This window comes from Georgenia wutianyii (assembly GCF_006349365.1).
Lineage (GTDB): Bacteria > Actinomycetota > Actinomycetes > Actinomycetales > Actinomycetaceae > Oceanitalea > Oceanitalea wutianyii.
The window spans coordinates 1,215,096-1,235,000 of the sequence record NZ_CP040899.1 but is presented as its reverse complement, the minus strand read 5'-3'; the positions used below and the strand labels follow the sequence as shown (position 1 = coordinate 1,235,000).

At 75.1% G+C, this 19,905-nt stretch carries 16 protein-coding genes, 1 pseudogene and 1 riboswitch; of the genes and pseudogenes, 7 read left to right on the top strand and 10 right to left on the bottom strand.

Going from position 1 to position 19,905, the window contains the following annotated elements; translation table 11 throughout:
• Positions 1–97: 97 nt before the first annotated feature.
• Positions 98–664: a hypothetical protein gene (locus FE251_RS05520; RefSeq protein ID WP_139948200.1), complete on the bottom strand. Its 567-nt coding sequence runs from the start codon at positions 662–664 to the stop codon at positions 98–100.
• 112 nt (positions 665–776) lie between these two features.
• On the opposite strand from FE251_RS05520, the pseudogene FE251_RS15985 reads away from it, so the two are divergent.
• From FE251_RS15985 to FE251_RS05490, 6 genes and pseudogenes are all read left to right on the top strand, one after another.
• Positions 777–2,506: pseudogene (locus FE251_RS15985) on the top strand (BCCT family transporter).
• A gap of 188 nt (positions 2,507–2,694) precedes the next feature.
• On the top strand, positions 2,695–2,955 hold the full coding sequence (gene rpsT, locus FE251_RS05510) for a 30S ribosomal protein S20 (RefSeq protein WP_139073541.1): 261 nt from the start codon (positions 2,695–2,697) through the stop codon (positions 2,953–2,955).
• Between the two features lie 278 nt (positions 2,956–3,233).
• A complete protein-coding gene (locus FE251_RS05505; protein ID WP_139073542.1) occupies positions 3,234–4,199 on the top strand; it encodes a DMT family transporter in 966 nt (321 codons plus the stop codon).
• A gap of 137 nt (positions 4,200–4,336) precedes the next feature.
• Positions 4,337–4,969: a class I SAM-dependent methyltransferase gene (locus FE251_RS05500; RefSeq protein WP_139948199.1), complete on the top strand. Its 633-nt coding sequence runs from the start codon at positions 4,337–4,339 to the stop codon at positions 4,967–4,969.
• Between the two features lie 61 nt (positions 4,970–5,030).
• Entirely contained in the window at positions 5,031–6,029 is a 999-nt protein-coding gene (gene holA / locus FE251_RS05495; protein WP_230976560.1) for a DNA polymerase III subunit delta, read from the top strand.
• Complete coding sequence (locus tag FE251_RS05490) at positions 6,026–6,532, top strand: NUDIX hydrolase (protein WP_139948198.1); 507 nt, start codon at positions 6,026–6,028, stop codon at positions 6,530–6,532. The genes holA and FE251_RS05490 overlap by 4 nt, the downstream gene beginning before the upstream one ends.
• A 21-nt stretch (positions 6,533–6,553) precedes the next feature.
• On the opposite strand, the gene FE251_RS05485 is transcribed toward FE251_RS05490, so the two are convergent.
• From FE251_RS05485 to FE251_RS05445, 9 genes are all read right to left on the bottom strand, one after another.
• A complete protein-coding gene (locus FE251_RS05485) occupies positions 6,554–8,977 on the bottom strand; it encodes a ComEC/Rec2 family competence protein (RefSeq protein WP_139948197.1) in 2,424 nt (807 codons plus the stop codon).
• Positions 8,974–9,843: a ComEA family DNA-binding protein gene (locus FE251_RS05480; protein WP_139948196.1), complete on the bottom strand. Its 870-nt coding sequence runs from the start codon at positions 9,841–9,843 to the stop codon at positions 8,974–8,976. The genes FE251_RS05485 and FE251_RS05480 overlap by 4 nt, the downstream gene beginning before the upstream one ends.
• A 117-nt stretch (positions 9,844–9,960) precedes the next feature.
• Positions 9,961–10,848, bottom strand: coding sequence for a DegV family protein (locus FE251_RS05475; protein WP_139948195.1), 888 nt, complete (start codon positions 10,846–10,848; stop codon positions 9,961–9,963).
• A gap of 2 nt (positions 10,849–10,850) precedes the next feature.
• Complete coding sequence (locus FE251_RS05470) at positions 10,851–11,735, bottom strand: universal stress protein (protein WP_168202657.1); 885 nt, start codon at positions 11,733–11,735, stop codon at positions 10,851–10,853.
• Between the two features lie 104 nt (positions 11,736–11,839).
• Positions 11,840–12,808, bottom strand: coding sequence for an LLM class oxidoreductase (locus FE251_RS05465; protein WP_139948194.1), 969 nt, complete (start codon positions 12,806–12,808; stop codon positions 11,840–11,842).
• 274 nt (positions 12,809–13,082) lie between these two features.
• A riboswitch (SAM riboswitch) is annotated at positions 13,083–13,208 on the bottom strand.
• Between the two features lie 331 nt (positions 13,209–13,539).
• Complete coding sequence (locus tag FE251_RS05460) at positions 13,540–14,295, bottom strand: iron ABC transporter ATP-binding protein (protein ID WP_139073549.1); 756 nt, start codon at positions 14,293–14,295, stop codon at positions 13,540–13,542.
• The gene (locus FE251_RS05455; RefSeq protein WP_139948193.1) at positions 14,292–15,344 is read right to left on the bottom strand and encodes an iron chelate uptake ABC transporter family permease subunit; all 1,053 of its coding nucleotides are present in this window, start codon (positions 15,342–15,344) and stop codon (positions 14,292–14,294) included. Before FE251_RS05455 ends, FE251_RS05460 begins: the two co-directional genes overlap by 4 nt.
• A 4-nt stretch (positions 15,345–15,348) precedes the next feature.
• A complete protein-coding gene (locus FE251_RS05450; protein WP_139073654.1) occupies positions 15,349–16,335 on the bottom strand; it encodes an ABC transporter permease in 987 nt (328 codons plus the stop codon).
• 58 nt (positions 16,336–16,393) lie between these two features.
• Complete coding sequence (locus tag FE251_RS05445) at positions 16,394–17,410, bottom strand: siderophore ABC transporter substrate-binding protein (protein ID WP_139948192.1); 1,017 nt, start codon at positions 17,408–17,410, stop codon at positions 16,394–16,396.
• Positions 17,411–17,721: 311 nt separating this feature from the next.
• On the opposite strand from FE251_RS05445, the gene FE251_RS05440 reads away from it, so the two are divergent.
• A complete protein-coding gene (locus FE251_RS05440) occupies positions 17,722–19,902 on the top strand; it encodes a RecQ family ATP-dependent DNA helicase (RefSeq protein WP_330998314.1) in 2,181 nt (726 codons plus the stop codon).
• Positions 19,903–19,905: the final 3 nt, after the last annotated feature.

Genomic DNA, 19,905 nt, shown 5'->3' with positions numbered 1-19,905 from the left:
GACGACGGACGGCCACCGGCCGCGCGAGGACACACTGCTCCCTATCGTCCCACGCCGAGCAGGGGCGCGAGAATCTCCCCGGCCCGCGGCGGGGCGCTCAGCGCAGGAGGAGGGCGAAGGCGCTGGCGAACGCCCCGAGCACGCCGAGCGGGATGGCCGCCACGGTGCCGAGGAAGGCGACGAGCGTCACCCGCAGGTCATCCTTGAGGTAGGGCGCGTTGACGGTGCCGCCCGCGGCCCGGACCGCCGCGCGCTGGGCGGCCTCCACCCTGGGGAGCCAGCGGGCGGTGCGCACCCGGCCCTCCGCCGCGGCCTCGCCCCACGCGGCGAGGGTCTCGTCGGCCGGCCCCTGGGTGTGCCCCTCGACCACGACGACGACGCCGCTGCCCGGGATCGTCACCGGGCGGTCGGCCAGGCCCTCGGTCACGCGCTGCAGCCGCCGGCGGCGCACCGCGAGGACGACGACGGGCACCGCGAGCACCCCGGCCAGGACGAGCGGCAGCCAGCCCGTCCAGCGCTCGGCCTCCAGGCCCAGGAGCAGCGCGAGGAGGGCGAAGACGCCCACGGGAACCGCGGCCCCGGTGAGCAGGAGACGGCCCGGACGTCGCACGAGACGCACGATGTCGGCGACCGTGCGGTTCATGGCGTCGCTGTTGCCCGTCATGCTCCAAGCCTACGGCGCACCGGTCACCGGCGGGTGACCCCGCCAGCGGGTGCGACTCCCCTCACCCCTCGCTACGGTCTGGCGAATGTCCCGGACCGACAAGAACACAGACATGCCCTGGCTCGACCGGCTCCACGACGCGCTCGGCCTACGGACCAGCCCACGGATCTTCTTCGGAGCAGCGCTGCTCGCGCTCCTCTTCGTCGTCGGAACGATCCTGTTCACCGAGCAGGTCGACGCCGCCTTCGCGGCCGCCTCCGGCTGGATCATGACGAACCTCGGCTGGTTCTACGTCCTCGGCGTCACGCTCTTCCTCGTCTTCCTCCTCTACCTCGCGGTGAGCCGCTTCGGCCGCGTCCGCCTCGGGGACACGCGGCCCGAGCACTCCGGCCCCACCTGGTTCGCCATGCTCTTCGCCGCCGGCATCGGCTCGATCCTCATGTTCTGGGGCGTCGCCGAGCCGATCAACCACTACGCCAACCCGCCCATGCAGGACGTCCCAGGCGAGTCGGCCGACGCCGCCCGGCAGGCGATCGCCTTCACGCTCTACCACTTCGGCCTGCACACCTGGGCGATCTTCGCGCTGCCCGCCCTCGGCTTCGCCTACTTCATGTACCGCCGCAACCTCCCCCGCGGGTGAGCTCGATCTTCCAGCCGATCCTCGGGGAGCGGATCCACGGGCCGGTCGGCGCCGCGATCGACGTCGTCGCCATCGTCGGGACGATCTTCGGCGTCGGCGTCTCGGTCGGCCTGGGCACCCTGCAGATCAACAGCGGCCTCAACTCCCTGTGGGGGCTGGAGGAGGGCCGGCTCGTCCAGGTGGCGATCATCGTCGCGGTCTCGGTGATCGCCGTCATCTCGGTGAGCGTGGGCCTGGAGAAGGGCATCAAGAGGCTGTCCAACCTCAACATCGTCATGGCCGTGGGCCTGCTCGCCTTCGTCATCGCCACCGGGCCGACCCTCTTCGTCCTCAAGGGCACCATCGAGTCCGTCGGCGTGTACGCCTCAGCCCTGCCCCAGCTCTCGTTCTGGAACGACACCGTCAACGACTCCGGCTGGCAGAGCTCGTGGACCGTCTTCTACTGGGCGTGGACGATCTCCTGGTCGCCCTTCACCGGCATCTTCATCGCCAAGATCTCCAAGGGCCGCACGATCCGTCAGTTCGTCAGCGGCGTGCTCGCCGCGCCGGTCCTCTTCTCCGTCGTGTGGTTCGGCGCGTTCGGCTGGTCGTCCTTCGCCATCGAGAACGACGCCCCGGGCACGCTCGTCGACCCCGTCGTCGGACAGGGGGACGTCGCCACGGCGCTGTTCACCTTCCTCGAGAGCTACCCGTTCACGACGACGATGCAGATCCTCTCCATCGTCCTCGTCGTCATCTTCTTCACGACGTCCGTCGACTCCGCCGGCCTCGTCATGGACATGATGAGCAACGGCTACGAGGAGCCGGCGCCCGCCCGACAGCGGGTGTTCTGGACCGTGGCCATGGGCGCCGTCGCCGCGACGATGCTCGCCGCGACCGGCGAGGGCGGGCTCGCCGCCCTGCAGCAGGTGATCATCGTCGTCGGGCTGCCGTTCTTCGTCATCGGCTACGTGATGATCTACACGATCCTCGCGGCGCTGCGGGAGGACGCCGGGGAGAGCCCGCCGCTGCGGGCGCTGCGCTGGCGCCGCGTGCTGCCGCCGGAGGAGGCGGCGCGCCGCACCGAGGACGACGCCTACGACAACGACGAGTTCGTCGTGGTCCCCGAGCTCGAGCCCGGCCAGGAGCCCGTGCCGGTGGACCCGCTGCTCGCCGAGGAGGACGATGGTGCGCGAGAACGCTCCGGCAGCGCCCGAGGATGACGGGCGCCACACAACTGCTCCGGACGCTCCCCGCCCGGGCCTGGTAGAGTTTTTCGCTGAGCCTCCGCCAGGTCGTGCGGGGGCCGGCGCGCAGCCGACCACGGGTATCCCCACGCCCCAGTCCCGGCAGCACGCACAGCCCTCACCGACCCATCCGTTCTTGGCGAGACGTAGGAGAAGTACCACCAGTGGCGAACATCAAGTCCCAGAAGAAGCGCATCCTCACCAACGAGAAGGCGCGTCTGCGCAACAAGGCCGTGAAGTCCGAGCTCAAGACGCACGTGCGTCGTGTGCGTGAGGCGATCAACGCCGGCGACAAGGAGACCGCGACGACTGCGCTCCAGACCGCCGGCCGCAAGCTCGACAAGGCCGTGAGCAAGGGCGTCATCCACGCCAACCAGGCCGCTCAGCGCAAGTCGAAGCTGGCCAAGCAGGTCGCGGGTCTCTGAGACCCGGTCCCCTAGGACCCGGCCCTCCCGGAACGACGGCGCCGCGCCCCCTCATGGGGTGCGGCGCCGTCGTGCATGCAGAAGGCGGGCGCCGCCCCCTCACGTCCGCCGAGGTCGCACGTTTCGATCAGCGGTCGCCGGACAACTCGGCGGACCTCGGAGCGTGCGGCCTCGACGTCGGGCCACAGGGCACCCGCCGTCCCGGGCGCGCCCTCCCGCCGCCGCCATACCGCCGCCCGCCCCGGCGCCCCGCCAGCCCTGCCAGCCCGAGGAGTTCGATGCCCGGTTCGACGCCCCGCCGGGCCCCGCTGCCGCTGTGGCTCGCGGCGTTGCTCGCCGCGCTCATCGGGGCCGTCATCCCGCTCCAGTCCCGCATCAACGGTGAGCTGGGCGGACAGCTCGGCGACGCCGTCCTCGGTGCGCTCCTGAGCTTCGGCGGTGGGCTCGTCGTCATGACGCTCCTCGCGCTCGCCCTGCCCAAGGTGCGGCGCGGGGTCGCGCGTCTGCCCGGGGCCGTGCGGCGGCGCGAGCTGCCGCCGGGGTACCTGCTCGCCGGGACCATCGGCGCCTTCCTCGTGCTGTCGCAGTCGGCGGTGGTCGCGGTCGTCGGGGTCGCGGTCTTCACCGTCGCCGTCGTCGCGGGCCAGACGCTCGGCGGGCTCCTCACCGACGCGATCGGCTTCGGCCAGCCGGTGCGCCGCCGCCCGACAGCCACGCGCGTGGTCGGCGCCGTCGTCGTCCTCATCGCCGTCGGGCTGTCCGCGTCCTCCTCCCTCACCGCGGGCCGCCCGTGGCTCGAGCTCCTCGTCCCGGCGCTGCTCCCCCTGCTCGCCGGGCTCCTCACCGGCTTCCAGTACGCAGCCAACGCCCGGACCGGGACGGTGGCCGGGTCCCCGCTCGCCGCGACCGTGGTCAACTTCGTCGCGGGCACGGTCGCGCTGCTCCTCACCGCGCTCGTCCGCGGGCTCGACCTGCCCGCCACGTGGCCCTCGGAGTGGTGGCTGTACACCGGCGGGCTCTACGGCATCGTCTTCATCGCCGGGTCGGCCGCGCTCGTCCCGCACACGGGTGTGCTCGTGCTCGGGCTCGGGTCGATCGCCGGGCAGCTCCTCGCCTCGCTCGCCCTCGACGTGCTCGCCCCGGTCTCCGACGCCGGCGTCTCGGCGGGCACGGTGGCAGGCACGCTGCTCGCCCTCGTCGCGATCGCCATCGTCTCCCTGCGGGGCGGACGGCTCCGCACCTGAACCGGCGCCTCCTCGCGCGGAATCTGCCACCAAGTGACGGACACGCCGGCGACACGCCGACGGCGAGCGCCTTCCCGGGCACGCCCGGAGGACTTGGTGGCAGGTTCTGGGCACCCGAGGGCTGGCACGATGCCCCCGTGACCCTCGACTCCGTCCGCCGGGCCTACGACGCACTGGCCGAGGACTACGCCGCGCTGCTGCCCGACACTCGCGCCGAGTCCGCCCTCGACCTCGCCGTGCTCGACGCCTTCGCCCGCGAGGTCGCCGGACCGGTCCTCGACGCCGGGTGCGGGGCCGGGCGGATGAGCCGCTACCTCGCCGACCGCGGCTGCCGGGTGCACGGGGTGGACCTGTCCCCCGGCATGGTGGAGCGGGCGCGCCGCGACCACCCCGACCTCACGTTCGACGTCGCCGCCCTCACCGACCTGCCGTTCGCCGACGCGACGTTCGGCGGCATCGTCCTCTGGTACTCCACGATCCACACCCCGCCCGCCGGCCAGCCGGAGGTCCTCGCCGAGGTGAGGCGGGTGCTGCGGCCCGGCGGGAGCGTCGTCGTCGCGTTCCAGGCGGGCACCGGCTCACGGGACCTCGCCCCCGCCTACCGACGGGTGGGGCACGACGTCGTCCTCGAGCGGCACCTGTTCGCCCCCGACGACGTCGCGGCCTGGCTCGCCGGGGCGGGTCTGCGGGAGACCTGCCGGCTCGTCCGGCGTCCGCAGGGCCGCGAGGCCGACGACCAGGCGGTGCTGCTCACCCGCGCCGAGGGGTGATCTCGCCCGCGGGTGTGGGCGGCGGGCCGGAGGTGTCCGCGGTCCGTGGCAGGCTTGGGGGGTGCCCCCGAAGACCCGTCGCAGCGCCCCCTCCGGACTGAGCTGGGAGGAGGCACCGCTCGCCCCCGTCGTGCTCGTCCGCGGTGGGGAGGGGCTGCTGAGCGACCGGGCCGTCGCCCGGATCGTGGCCCAGGCCCAGGAGGCCGACCCGGGCACCGAGATCAGCCGGCTCGACGCCGCGGGGTACGAGTCCGGGCGCCTGGAGATGCTCGCCAGCCCCTCCCTGTTCGGGGAGGCGCGCTGCATCGTCGTCTCCGGGGTGGAGAGCTGCACCGAGGCGCTCGTCGAGGACACGATCACCTACCTCCGCGCGCCGGCGGAGGACGTCTGGCTCGTCCTCCAGCACGGCGGCGGCGTGCGCGGCAAGCGCCTGCTCGACGCCGTGACCAAGGCCGGGCACCCCGTCGTCGTGTGCGAGCCGCTCAAGCGGGACGCGGACAAGACGGCGTTCGTCGCGGCGGAGTTCCGCCGGGCGCAGCGGCAGGTCGACCAGCAGGCCGTCCAGGCCCTCGTCCAGGCCGTCGGCTCGGACCTGCGCGAGCTCGCCGCGGCGTGCGCCCAGCTCGTCGCCGACACCACCGGCCGGGTCACCGCCGAGGTCGTCGAGCGCTACCACGGCGGGCGCGTCGAGGCGACGGGCTTCAAGGTCGCCGACGCCGCGATCTCGGGCAACGCCGGCCTGGCGATCACCCTCCTGCGCCACGCGGTGGAGACCGGCGCCAACCCGGTCGTCCTGGTCGCCGCCCTCGCCGTCAAGCTGCGCACGATGGCCAAGGTCGAGGCCATGTCCGGGCGCGGCGGGGCCGGTGGCCTCGGGCTGGCCCCGTGGCAGGTGGACCAGGCGCGGCGAGAGCTCGCGGGCTGGACCCCGGAGGGCCTGGCGCGGGCGATCACCGCCGTCGCCGCCGCCGACGCCGAGGTCAAGGGCCTGAGCCGCGACCCGGTGTTCGCCGTCGAGCGCGCCGTCCTACGCATCGTCACCAGCCGGGGGCGGCGGTGAGCGACCCGTCGGGCACCGGGCCGGTCGACCGGTACCGGGTGGTGCCCGCCGCCTACCTCGTGCTGCTGCGGGAGGGCGCGGGCGGCGAGGAGGTCCTCCTCCAGCTCCGCAGCGGCACCGGCTACATGGACGACCACTGGGCGTGCGGCGCGGCCGGGCACGTCGAGGCCGGGGAGAGCGTCCTGGAGGCCGCGGTCCGCGAGGCCCGCGAGGAGCTCGGCCTCGAGGTCTCCCCCGCCGACCTCCTCCCGCTCACCACGCTCCACCGCACCGGTGGCACCGGGCGCGCGATCGACGAGCGGGTCGACTTCTTCCTCGCCTGCCGCCGCTGGGACGGCGAGCCCGCGCTGCGCGAGACGAAGGCGAGCGACCTGCGCTGGGTGCCGCTCGACGCCCTGGACTCCCTGCCCGGACCGGTCGTCCCCCACGAGCGGCTCGTCCTGGCGGCCCTCGCGGCCGGCCCGGTTCCGCCGGTCATGACGTTCGGCTTCCCTCAGCACTGACGTCCTCAGCACAGTTCTTCCTCAGCACTGGGCCACCAGCTCCTCACCCGACCCCGCGAGGACGACCGCGCCGCACTCGTCGGTGCGCAGCACGAGCGCGCCGCGCCGCCCGTAGAGCTCCAGGGTCTGCGGCGAGGGGTGGCCGAAGGTGTTGTCGCGGCCGACGCTCACCAGCGCGAGGCGGGCGGCGACCTCCTCGGCGAGCGCCGGCAGCTGGGCGGGTGAGCCGTGGTGCGGGACGAGGACGACGTCGACCTGCCCCAGGTCACCGGCCGCCTCGCGGAGCAGCCCGCGCTGGCCGTCGGGCTCGAGGTCGCCGAGGGCGAGGACGCTGAGCCCCGGTGCCTCGAGGTGCAGGACGAGGGAGAGGTCGTTGGCCGACGAGTCGTCACCCGGTGCGGCGAGGTCGACCGCCCGCGCCGTCGGCCACAGCGCGCGCCACGCGACCGGCCCCACCTCCCCCGTCTCCCCCGCCCCCGGCCGGTCGACGTCGGCACCCTCCTCGGCGAGCGCAGCGAGCACGCGCCGCTCCGCGTCGGCCGGGGCGCCGTGCGGGGAGAGGAGCGCCTCGTGGACGACGACGCCGCGCAGCACCTCCTCCAGGCCACCGACGTGGTCGGCGTGCAGGTGGGTGAGGACGAGGAGGTCCACCTCGCGCACCCCGAGGTCCGCGAGGCAGGCGGCCGCCGCGTCCCCGGCCGGCCCGACGTCGACGACGACGGCGGACCGCGCGCCGGTCCGCAGGACGAACCCGCTGCCCTGACCGACGTCGCACTGCGCGGCGACCCAGTCCTCCGGCACCCCCGCGAGGAGCCCACCGACCGCCCGGCGCGGTCCGGGCACGAGAGCGAGGACGACGACCAGGACGGCGACGCCCGCCCCGACCGCCCTGGTGCGCGGCCCGCGCCGCGCGAGGAGGAGGCCGGCGAGGGTGAGGGCGGCGAGCAGCGCGGCGCCCGCCGGGCCGGCGACCCACGGCAGGCGTGCGCCGGGCAGCGCGGCCCACCACAGCGCGACGTGGGCGATCCACGCGGTGGACCACCCCGCGGCGGTCGCCAGCGGGCCGGTGAGCCCGGGCAGCCAGGGTGAGACGACGGTGGCGAGCACGCCGAGCACCGTGGCCGGTGGGACGGCGGGAGCGGCGAGGACGTTGGCGGGCACGGCGTAGGTGGCGACGGCCGGTTCGAGGAGGATGACGACGGGGGCGCAGCACACCTGCGCGGCGGCCGGGACGGCGAGGACGTGCGCGAGGGTGCGCGGCATCCGGGTGGCGAGCGCCGCCGCCCACGGGCCGGAGAGGAGGACGAGCCCAGCGGTCGCGAGCACCGAGAGGACGAAGCCGTAGGAGCGGGCGAGCCAGGGGTCGAGCAGGAGGAGGACGACGACGGCCGAGCACAGCGCGGGCAGCGCGCGGGCGGGCCGCCCGAGCAGGAGCGCGGCGAGCGCGACGCCGCCCATCGTCGCCGAGCGCAGGACACTCGCCTCGGGACGCACGAGGACGACGAAGCACACGAGCACGAGTCCCCCGACCGCCGCGCGCACCCACCGGGGTGCCCAGGCGAGCACCGCGAGGACGGCGCCGAGGACGATGGCGACGTGGGCGCCGGACACCGCCGTGACGTGGGTGAGGGAGACGGTCCGCATCGCGGCGTCGAGGTCCGCGGGCAGGCGCGAGTCGTCGCCGACGGCGATCCCCGGGACGAGCCCTCGGGCCTGGGGCGAGGCGTCGGCGACGCCGGTGACGAGCCCGGCCCGCATCCGCCCGGCCAGCCGCTGGTGGGCGGGCTGCGGGGCGAGGACCTCGGGCGGGTCGTGGACGACGAGGAGCGCGACGACGTCGTCCCCGGCGTCGGTCCGCACGAGGCGCCCGGTGGCGTGGACGCGGCTGCCGAGCTCGACGCCGCTCCACGCGGGCGGGGCGAGGACGAGCAGCGGTGCCCGGGCGCGGGCGGCGAGTCCGCGGCCCTCGACGAGGTCGGCGCGCACGGGTACCCGCACCCGCTCCCCGCCGCCGCGCTCGGGCGTGACCGGCAGGACGTCGGGGTCCCCGGTGACCTGCCCGCGCACGGTGACGACCGCCCCGGCGTCGAGCAGCCGGTCGAGCAGCTCTCCCGCCCGGGCGTGGACCTGCGCCGCGCCCGAGAGGAGGACGAGGGCACCGACGGCGAGCGCGAGGGCGGCGGTCGCCTGCGGCGTGGGACCGGCACGGTCGCGGTGCCGTCCGCGGGCCGGCAGTCCTCGGCCCGCGCGTCCGCGCGACGGCGCCCTCCCGGCGCGGGCGCCTCCCTTCCCTCGGCCGCCCCGCAGCGACCATGCCGCACGCGCCGCGCCCGCGAGGAGCACGGCCGCGGCCCCGGCCGAGACGAGGGGCGGGAGGAGGACGCCGGTGAAGGCCGCCGCCCAGGCGGCGAGCGCGGCGGGCAGGAGCCGCAGGTCGAGCGTCACACCCGGACCTTGGGGCGCAGCCGCTCGAGGGTGGCCGGGCCGATGCCCGGGACCTCGAGGAGCTCGTCGACCGAGTGGAAGGACCCGTTGGCGCCCCGCCAGTCGAGGATCCGCTGGGCGATCGCCGGGCCGACGCCGGGCAGCGTGTCGAGCGCGGCGAGGTCGGCCGTGTTGAGGTCCACCACCGCCTCGGCCGGGGCCACCCCCTCCGCGGTGCCGGCCGGCCCGGGTGGACCGCCGGTCGCGTCGGGCGCCCCGGGCGGCGCCTCGCCGACCCGCGGGACGTAGACCTGCTCCCCGTCGAGGAGCGGGCGGGCGAGGTTGACGGCCGCGAGCTCGGCGTCGGGCAGCGCGCCCCCCGCGGCGGTGACGGCGTCCCCCACCCGTGCGCCCGCGGGCAGGGTGCGCAGCCCGGCCTCGACGACCGCCCCCGCGACGTGGACGACGACGGGCGCGGGCGTCGCCGGGGCACCCTCGGTCGGCGCCGCGGCCGGCGCGGCGTCGGGTGGACCGGTGGTGGGTGGTGTCGCGACCGGTGGTGTCGGGTCGCCGGCCGGGGCCGTCGCCGTCAGCTGCGGCACCGGGACGGCGTCGCTCGGCCCGAGGACGACCGACCGCGCGAGGACGACCCCGGTGAGCACCGCCACCGTGAGGAGGACGACGAGGACCGCCCGGCCCGAGACGGCCCACCGGCGGCGCGGGGGCCCGCGGTGGGCGCCGGCGTCGGCCGGCGGGTGGACGATCCGGTCGAACTCGCGCCCGGCCTCCTCGAGGTCGAGATGGCCGGCCGTGGCCGTGTAGGCCCGGCGGGTGAGGGCCCTGAGCCGGGCCGCGGAGTCGGGTCCGGCCCGCCGCGTCGCACGCATGGGCCGACGGTAGGAGGGCCTGCTCACCCCCGGGTCCCGCCTCGAGACGAGCGGGGAGGAGGTGGCCGCGACGTCGCGCTGGGGAGCAGCCGCGCCGCCTGCGGCCGGTCGCCCCGGCTACCCAGGGGCCAGCGCGACGCCGAGCACGCCCGGCCCGGTGTGCGCCCCGACGACGGCGGTCACCTCGCTGCGCAGCACGCCCGCGACCTCGGCCCCGGTCTCCGCCAGGCGCTCCTCGAGCGCCCCGGCGAGCTCGTCCGCGGCCTCGGCGGCGGCGAAGTGGTGGACGGCCACCCGGACGGGGCCGCCGTCGCCGCGCGGGGTGGCCGCGCGGGGTCCGCCCGCCGCCCGCACGGCGAGCTCGACGAGGCGACGCCGGGTGCGTGCCCCGCCGCGCACCGTCTCGGCCACTGCCAGGCGCCCGCCGCGCAGGGTGAGGATCGGGTGCACCCCGAGCGCCGAGCCGAGGTAGGTGCGCGCGGGGCCGATCCGCCCGCCCCGGGCGAGGTGGTGGAGGTCGGGCACCATGAACAGGACGTGGGACCGGGCCGCGACCTCGCGGGCGGCGGCGAGGACGCGTGCGGCGTCGGCGCCGGCGGCGGCCCGCTCGGCGGCGGCGACCGCGGCGAGCCCCGTGCCCCCGGCCACGGTGCGGGTGTCGACGACGTGCACGGGCGCTCCGCGCCGGGCGGTGACCTCCTGCGCCGCCGCCCTGGCGGCGTCGACGGTCCCGGACAGCTCGGCGGACAGGTGGAGGCAGACGACCGCCCCCGCACCGTCGTCGAGGGCGGCGTCCATGGCCGCGGCGAGGTCGGCGCGGCTGGGCTGGGAGGTGGTCGCCGTCCCGCCGGCGCGCAGGTGGGCGGCCAGCACCTCCCGGCTCGCGGCGTCGTCGGGACGGTCGGCACCCTCGACCTGCACGCGCAGCGGCACGACCCGGATCCCCAGCGCGTCCGCGGTGCTCCCGGGCAGGGAGGCGGTGGAGTCGGTGAGGACGGCGACCACGGTCAGTGGGCGTCGTGGCGGGTGCGGACGACCGCGACGACCGGGGCCCGGTTCGCCACGCCCCGGCTCACCGAGCCGAGGAGGAGGCCGGCGAGCCCACCGCGTCCCCGGCTGCCGACGACGACGATGCTCGCCTCGGCCGCCGCGTGGACGAGGGCGCGTACCGGTCGCTCGTGGACCAGGCGCAGCTCCGCGGGAACGTGGGGGAAGCGCCGTCGCCAGGTCTGGAGCCGCTCGGCGGTGTGCTCGGCGTGCAGTCGCGCCACCTCGCGGTAGTGGTCGCCGAGGACGGGGATGTCCTCGAGGAGGGCGTGGTCGTCCTGGCTCGCCTGGACGACGACGAGGTCGGTCCCGCGCCGGGCCGCCTCCTCGAAGGCGTACTCCATCGCCTCGGGTGCCCCCTCCTCCGGGTCCATGCCCACGACGACGGGCGCCGTGTCCCCGCCGGGCGGCACGTCGCGCACGACGACGACGGCGCAGGCGGCGTGGGCCGCGACCTTCTGGGCGACGGACCCCATGAGCGCGTCGTCGGACTCCCCCAGCCCGCCGGAGCCGACGACGACGACCACCGCGCGTCGTGACGCCTCGACGAGCGCCTCCGCCGGGGACTCGACGAGCACATCGCGGGTGACCTCGAGCCCGGGGTGGGACTCGAGCACCCGCTCCACGACGGCCGACACGATGCGCTCACCGGTCTCGGTCACCTCGGGCGGAGGCGCGAAGTCCCAGGCGTGCGCGTGGGTCACCCACGGGAAGGCGTAGACGATGTGGAGGCCGGCGGAGCGGCGTGCGGCCTCGCGGGCCGCCCAGTCGACGGCGAGCTCGGCGTTCGCCGACCCGTCGGTACCGACGACGACGCTCCCGGTCGGGGGCTCCTCGGTGACCATCGCACTCCTCACGCAGGCTCGGGCGCGGGCGGGACGGGCCCGCGCCCCCATCCTGCCACGAGGGGTGAGGCGGGGTCCGCGCCGCCCGAGACCCCGCGGCCGTCTCAGTCCCGGACGCGCCCGACCTCGGCGCCGGACGTCGCGACGAGGCCCCGGGCCTGCAGCGCCGGGATGATCCCCCGGATGAGGCGGGTGACGTCCGCGGGGATCGAGCCGGGCAGGACGACGAACCCGTCCGCCGCGCCGGCCTCGAGCCACTTCTCGATCGTCGTGACGACGTCGCCGACGGTACCGACGGCCTCGAGCGCGCCCTCCCAGGAGCCGGTGCCCCCGGCGATGTCGCTGAGGAGGTCGGCCCGCGCCCGGGCGGACTCGTAGTCGGCTGCGATGACGGTGCGCAGGTCGACGAGGACGCGGACGGGCGGGCGCCCTGCGGCCCGTGCCGCGGAGCGCACGGCGAAACGCAGCTCGCGCGCCCACCCGAGGTCCGCCTCGCGCAGCCGGACGACGTCGGCGAGCTCGGCCACGGCCGGCAGCTCGGCCTCCTGCTCCAGCGGCAGGACGACGGTCGGCCGCTGGCTCGAGCGGGCCTCGGCGGTGCGGATGAGGTCCTCGAGCAGGTCACCGAGCTGCGGCAGCGCGCTGACGCGCTCGTCCCGCCCACGGGAGACCTGCAGGCCGGCCCAGGAGCCGCTCTTGCGGTTGAACTGGGCGAGCTCGGCGGCGACGGCGGCGTCCGCCCGGCCCAGCTGCACGCTGGGGACGAGCCCGGTGCCGCCGGCGCTGGGGCTGATGCGGCGGGCGGCGATCACGGGGTCGAGCCAGGCGTTGGCGCGCGGCGAGGCGTCGGCCCGGAGGCGGAAGTCCTCACCGAGCGTGACGAAGGAGACCCCGCCCTTGTGCGCGGCACGGGCGTAGGAGGCGAGGCGCACGAGGTTGGCCTGCTCGGCGGGCAGCCCGGCGGCCGCGCCGCGGTCGTGGGCGGGGGCGCCGAGGCCGGAGAGGTCGAGGGCGATGGTCGCCGTGGTCGAGGTGGTCTCGGTGGTGCGGGTGGGGAGGAAGGCAGTGGACATGACGGGTCACCGTTTCGGCTCGCGGCGCGTGTGACGCGCCCGAAGGAAGTGGGCTGGGCCGCCGGGTCCGGCGCGCGGCGTGTCACTCGCCGGCGGCCGGGGCTGGCCCAGGGGTGATGCGCCGGCTCGGGGCCGAGGCATCGCGGGTATGTCTCAGGCGGACATACAGGGGCGAGCCCACATGCACATCGAGGCGCCGCTTCGGCTGGTGATCGGCCGGGGGCTCTGGTGCGTGGTCATCGCCGTACTTCCTTCGTGCTCGGCACCTGTCGGTGCGCCGCGTTGCCCCGCGCTCGTCGCGGGGCCAGGTCATCACCCGGGGCACCCACCGCACGTGGCGGGTTGCCGACCAGCAAGCCGGGGCTTAGCGCGCTCGAGGCGCGCACTGGTGCTCTGAACCTGGCGCAGACGCTAGTCGCGCCACGTTCCGCGTGTCAACCACCCCGTCTCACCCCCCAAGACGCGGCTCGACGGGTCCCCACCCTGTCCTCCCCGCCCACCGCCGCGCCGCCGCGCCTGACGCCTCCGGCCTCACGCCCCGGGGCCGACCGCGGGTGAGACGGCCGAGCGCGGGTGACACCGCGCCCGCGCCCGGCGGTCTCACGCGCGGTGGCGCTCAGAGGCAGTCGCGGCCGCGGCCCAGCTCGCCGCCGGGCACCGTGATGACCTCGCGACAGCCGACTTGCGCGCGAGAGCCGACTTCCAACAGCCGACTTCCGCGCGGCGAGCCCTCAGTAGTAGACGGCGAGCGGGCCGTTCGGGCCGGGGATGACCCGGACCGGGGTGTCGAAGACCCGGGTGAGGACGTCGTCGTCCATGATCGACTCGCACGTCCCGAACTCCGCGATCTTCCCGTCCTTGACGGCGCAGATGTGGTCGGCGTAGTGGCTGGCGAAGTTGATGTCGTGGAGGACGACGACGATCGTGCGTCCCAGCTCGGCAGCGGCGCGGCGCAGGTGCTGCATCATCTGGACCGAGTGGCGCATGTCGAGGTTGTTGAGCGGCTCGTCGAGGAGGACGAACTCGGTGTCCTGGCACAGCACCATGGCGACGTAGGCGCGCTGGCGCTGCCCACCGGAGAGCTGGTCGAGGTAGCGGTCCTCGAGGTCGCCGAGCTCGAGGAAGTCGATCGCCTGGCTGACGAGCTCCTCGTCGGCGGCGGTGAGGCGGCCCTTGGAGTAGGGGAAGCGGCCGAAGGCGACGAGCTGGCGCACGGTGAGCCGGGTGACGAAGTGGTTCTCCTGGCGCAGCACCGACACGATCTTGGCGAGGTCCTTGGAGGCGGTGCTCGTGATGTCGTAGCCGGCGATCTCGATGGTCCCGGCGTCCAGCCCGAGGAGGCGGCCGATCATCGTGAGCAGCGTCGACTTCCCGGCGCCGTTGGGGCCGATGAGGGCGGTGATGCCACCGGTGGGGATGGTGAGGTCGACCGGCCCGATGACGACCTCGCTGCTGTAGTCCTTGCGGACGTCGGACAGGGTGATCACAGGCGGCCCTTTCGCAGGATGACGACGAGGAAGACGACACCGCCCACGAGCTCGATGATGATCGAGACGACGCCCTGGGCGTAGAAGACGTGGTTCATGACGAAGTACGCGCCGGCGAGGACGACGAAGCCGATGAGGACGGCGACGGGGAAGACGTGGCGGTGGTCGTGGGTGTCGGCGAACTGGTAGGCGAGAGTCGCGACGAGGAACCCGAAGAACGTCATCGGCCCGACGAGCGCGGTGGACACGGCCATGAGGACGGCGACGAGGACGAGCACCTTGACCAGCTCGGCGCGGTGGCTCAGGCCCAGGCCCGTCGTCGCGTCGCGTCCGAGGGCGAGGACGTTGAGCCGCCTGGCGCGCAGCCACAGCAGGGTCCCGGCGGTGAGGACGACGGGGACCGCGATCGGCAGGTAGGCGGCGTCGGCGTTGGAGACCGAGCCGAAGAGCCGGGCGGTGAGCACGTCGAACTCGCTCGGGGTGAGCAGGCGCTGCATGAAGGTCGAGACCGACCCGAGGCCGCCGCCGATGATGATGCCGATGAGGAGCATCACGTGGAGGTTGGCGTGCTTGCCCGACAGCAGCCAGCTGTAGAGGGCGACCGCGAGGCCGACCATGAGCCCGACCTGGAGGAGGAACTGGGGCACGCCGGTGAGGGCGACGACGCCCGCGGCGCCGAGGAAGTACACCGCCGCCGTCTGCACCGCCATGTACAGGGACTCGAAGCCCATGATCGAGGGCGTGATGATCCGGTTGTTCGTCACCGTCTGGAAGCTCACCGTGGCGATCGCCTGGCTGAAGGCGACGATCGCCATGACGAGGACGTTCTTCATCCGTAGCTGGGCGATGCGCCAGAAGCCGTCCGAGCCGGCGGGCATCGGGTTGTCCCACCAGACGAGGCCGACGGCGAGGGTGAGGGCGAGGCCGGCGAGCCCGGCGACGACGAGCCAGTACCGGCGCCGGGAGCGGGCGGTCGGCAGCGGGCCCGAGCTGCGGCGCCGAGCGGGGACGGCCGGGACCGGGACGGGTGCGGTGGTCCGAGCGGGCATGAGGCTAACCACGGCGTCGCTGCCGCAGGACGAGGACGACGAAGACGGCTGCGCCGACGACGCCGAGGATGAGGGACACCGGAACTTCGAAGGGCATGATGATGGTCCGTCCGACGAGGTCGCAGGCCGCGACGATGCCGATGCCGAGCAGGCAGACCCACGGCAGGTTGCTGCGCAGGTCGTCCCCCCGGATGAGCGAGACGATGTTGGGGACGATGAGGCCGAGGAAGGGCAGGTTCCCGACGACGACGGTCACGACGCCGGTGGCGACGGCGATGAGGCCGGTGCCGAGGAGGATGACCTTGTTGTAGTCGAGGCCGACGTTGGTCGCGATCTCCTTGCCGAGCCCAGCGACGGTGAACCGGTCCGCGACGACGAAGACGACGACCACCACCACCGCGACGATCCACAGCGGCTCGTACTGCCCGCGCAGCACCGAGGTGAAGCTCCCGGCGAACCACACGCCGAGGTTCTGCAGCATGTCGGTCTGCAGCGCGACGAACGTCGACACCGAGCCGACGACGGCGCCGAGCATGATCCCGACGATCGGCACGATGAGCGAGGAGCGCAGCGACACCCGGCGCAGGACGAGGAAGAAGAGCACCGTGCCGATGAACGCCGCGACGATGGCCCCGCCCATGCGCGCGGCGATGCTCGCGCCGGGGACGAGGAGGGTGACGGCGAGGAGGCCGAGGCCCGCCCACTCGGTCGTGCCGGTCGTCGTCGGCTCGACGAACCGGTTCTGCGTGAGCAGCTGCATGACGAGCCCGGACATGGCCATCGCCGCGCCGGCGAGGACGAGGGCGATCGTCCGCGGGACACGGGTGATGGCGAACATCTGCGTCCCGTCCGGCGCACCCGTGACGTCGTAGACGCCGGTGAAGAGGGAGGCGAGGAGGAGCAGGCCGACGACGGCGGCCCCGACGAGGAGCCGCCAGTCCAGCAGCCGGCCGGCGGACCGGGCGCGGGGCCCGGCGTCAGTGGTGGTCATGCTCATCCGCTCTGCGTGCGTGGTGGGGCCGGCGCGCGCCGGCCCCACCGCGGCGTGGTCAGCGCGTCGCCTCGAAGGCGTCGGCCAGGGAGTTGAAGAACTCGGTGTAGGTCTGGATGCCCTCGTTGGTGTACGTGTCGGCGGGCATGTACACGAGGCGGTCCTGCTGGATCGCGGTGACGCCGGCGAGCGCCTCGGAGTCCTCCAGGACCTGGGCGGCCGGGGTGTACTCCGGGTCGTCGGCGCCGACGGCGGCGTCGCGGTCCATGACGAGGATCCAGTCCGGGTTCGAGTCGGCGATGGCCTCGACGGAGATGTCGTCGCCCTGGTGGTCCTCACTGGCCTCCGGGACCTCGAGCGCCGGCGTGAGGCCGAGGATGTCGAAGACCGGGCCGAGGGTGCGGCCGTTGCCGGGGGCGGAGTAGCCGATCTCCCCGCCGGAGGTGATGACGGCCATGACGGTGTCGGCCGGGTCGTAGGCGGCGCGCGCCCGCTCGATGGCGGCGTCGAGGTCGGCGACGAGCTGCTCGGCCTCGGACTGCTTGCCGAAGATCTCCCCGAGCACCGTGGTCTGGCGCTTGAGCTCCTCGGCGAAGGGCTCACCCTCCCGCGGGTCGAGCTCGAGGACGACGGCGTCCGGCACGAGGGAGGCGAAGTCGTCGTGGTACTGCGCGAAACGCTGACCGTTGATGATGAGGTCGGGCTCGGCGGCGACGACGGCCTCGAGGTTCGGCTCGCGGTGGTTCCCCAGGTCGATGACGGACTCGTCCTGCGTGTAGGAGAGCGAGGACGGCATGAGTGCGACCGCGGCGGCGCTCAGCTCGATGCCCCAGGCGTCGAGGGTCTCGAAGGTGCGGTTGTCCGTGGCGACGACCGAGCGGGGCGGGGTCGCGATGGTCTGCGGGCCGTTGTTGTCCTCGACCTCGACGGTGCCGGCCTCGGCCGTGGCGTCGGCGGTCTGCGCGGGGGCGGCGTCCTCGGCGTCGGCCTGACCGCAGGCCGCGAGAGCCAGGGTCGCCGCGACGGCGGCGGCGGCGAGCCGCACCGGGCGGCGGAGCGGGGAAGCGATGCTCATGGGTGTCCTTCGTCTGACGTGGTCTGGGGCCGGACCAGGTGGCGCCTTGCCTGGCCGCGTGCGGTCAATCTAGCGCTTAGGTAAGGCTTACCTTCAAGGCCCTGGACCCATTTATGCGCCATCCACGTTTCGTAATTCATGGCCGCGCCGACGGCGAACCCGCGCCGCCCCGCGGGTTCCGCGCCCCCGGCGGCGTTCCCGAAATCGCGGACGTCGTGACGCACCTCACGCTTCCCCGGGGTGCGCGTCGCGTCGTCATGGGGTGTCGGTGGGGCGTGGGACCGTGGAACCGACGACGAACGGAGGACCAGGTGAGCACGGAGCAACGCGCGCAGGAGGTGCTGCGCACCCTCGTGGGCGACCCGGGGGCACGGCTGCGCGAGGACCAGTGGCGCGCCGTCGAGGCGCTCGTCGTCCACCGGCGCCGGGCACTGGTCGTCCAGCGCACCGGGTGGGGCAAGTCGGCGGTGTACTTCGTCGCGACGGCCCTGCTGCGCGAGGGGGTCGAGGGCCGCCCGCCCGCCGGGCCGACGATCATCGTCTCCCCGCTCCTCGCGCTCATGCGCGACCAGATCGGCGCGGCCGCCCGCGCCGGCATCCGGGCGGTGACGGTCAACTCGGCCAACGTCACCGAGTGGCAGGACGTCCACGCCGCGATCAGGGCGAACGAGGTCGACGTCGTCCTCTGCTCGCCGGAGCGGCTGAACAACCCCGCCTTCCGGGCCGAGGTGCTGCCCGCCCTCGCCGCCGAGGCGGGCCTCGTCGTCGTCGACGAGGCGCACTGCATCTCCGACTGGGGCCACGACTTCCGGCCCGACTACCGGCGCATCCGCACCCTCCTGGAGGACCTGCCGCCGCGGGTGCCGGTACTGGCCACGACGGCGACGGCGAACGACCGGGTGAGCGCGGACGTGGCCGAGCAGCTCGGCGCGGGCGAGGAGGACGACGACGTCCTCGTCCTGCGCGGCTCCCTCGACCGCGAGTCCCTCCACCTCGGGGTCGTCCAGCTGCCCGACCAGGCCCGGCGCGTCGGGTGGCTCGCCCAGCGCATCGAGGCCTGGCAGGGGTCCGGCATCGTCTACACGCTCACCGTCGCGCAGGCCGAGCAGGTCGCCGAGCAGCTCCGCGCGGCCGGCCTGGAGGTCGAGTCCTACACCGGCCGGACCGAGCCGGCCCGCCGTGAGCAGCTCGAGCAGGACCTGCGCGCCAACCGGCTGCGCGCCCTCGTCGCGACGTCGGCACTGGGCATGGGCTTCGACAAGCCCGACCTCGCCTTCGTCGTCCACCTCGGCGCCCCCTCCTCCCCCATCGCCTACTACCAGCAGGTGGGCCGCGCCGGGCGTGGCGTCGACCGCGCCGATGTCGTCCTCCTGCCGGGGCCGGAGGACCGCGACATCTGGGCCTACTTCGGCTCCCTCGCCTTCCCGCCGGAGCCCGCGGTACGCCGGGTGCTCGCCGAGCTCGGGGACGAGCCCATGTCCACGGTGCGCCTCGAGCCGCTCGTCGACCTGCGCCGCACCCGCCTGGAGACGATGCTCAAGGTGCTCGACGTCGACGGCGCCGTCGAGCGCGTGGCGGGTGGCTGGCGGGCCACCGGCCGGCCGTGGGTCTACGACAGCGCGCGCTACGCACGCGTGGAGGAGTCGCGCGAGCGGGAGCAGCAGGCGATGGTCGAGTACGTCGGTCTGGGGAGCGGGGAGTGCCGCATGGCGTTCCTGCGCGCCCAGCTCTCCGACCCCGACCTCACCGACGGCTGGCGGTGCGGGCGCTGCGACCTGTGCGGCGGGCTCACCCTCGACGCGACGGTCGACGCCACCCACCTGGCGCAGGCGCAGGCCGCGCTCGACCGTCCGGGCGTCGACGTCGCCCCGCGCAAGCAGTGGCCCACCGGCATGCCGGCCGTCGGCATCGACCTCCAGGGACGCATCCCCGCGGGTGAGCTCGCCGAGCCGGGCCGGGCCGTCGCGCGGCTCGACGGCCTCGGCTGGTCGGCGGCCCTGCGTGAGCTGTTCGAGCCGGCACCGGACCGCCCGGCCGGCCGCGAGGCGCGGGGCGGGCACGACGGCGACCTGCCCGTCGCCCTGCGCGGCGCCGTCGAGCGGGTGCTCGGGGACCAGCTCGCCACCCTGGCCGCCGCGGGCGGACGCGTCGAGGGCGTCGTCCTCGTCGCCTCGGCCACCCGCCCCCGGCTGCTGCTCCACCTCGCCCGGGGCGTGGCCCACCTCGCGCAGGTCCCGATCGTCGGAGCGGTCAGCCCTTCCGCCGACCTGCCGCCGGGCCGCCACGACGTCAACTCCGCGACCCGCCTCGCCGGCGTCCACCGGCGCCTCGGTCTCGACCTGGACGACGCCGCACGCGACGGGCTGCCGGGCCGCTCGGTGCTCCTCGTCGACGACTGGACCGACACCGGCTGGACGCTCACCGTGGCCGCGCGGCTGCTCCGCCGGGCCGGGGCCGCCGCGGTGCACCCGTTCGTCCTGGGCCAGCGCTGAGCC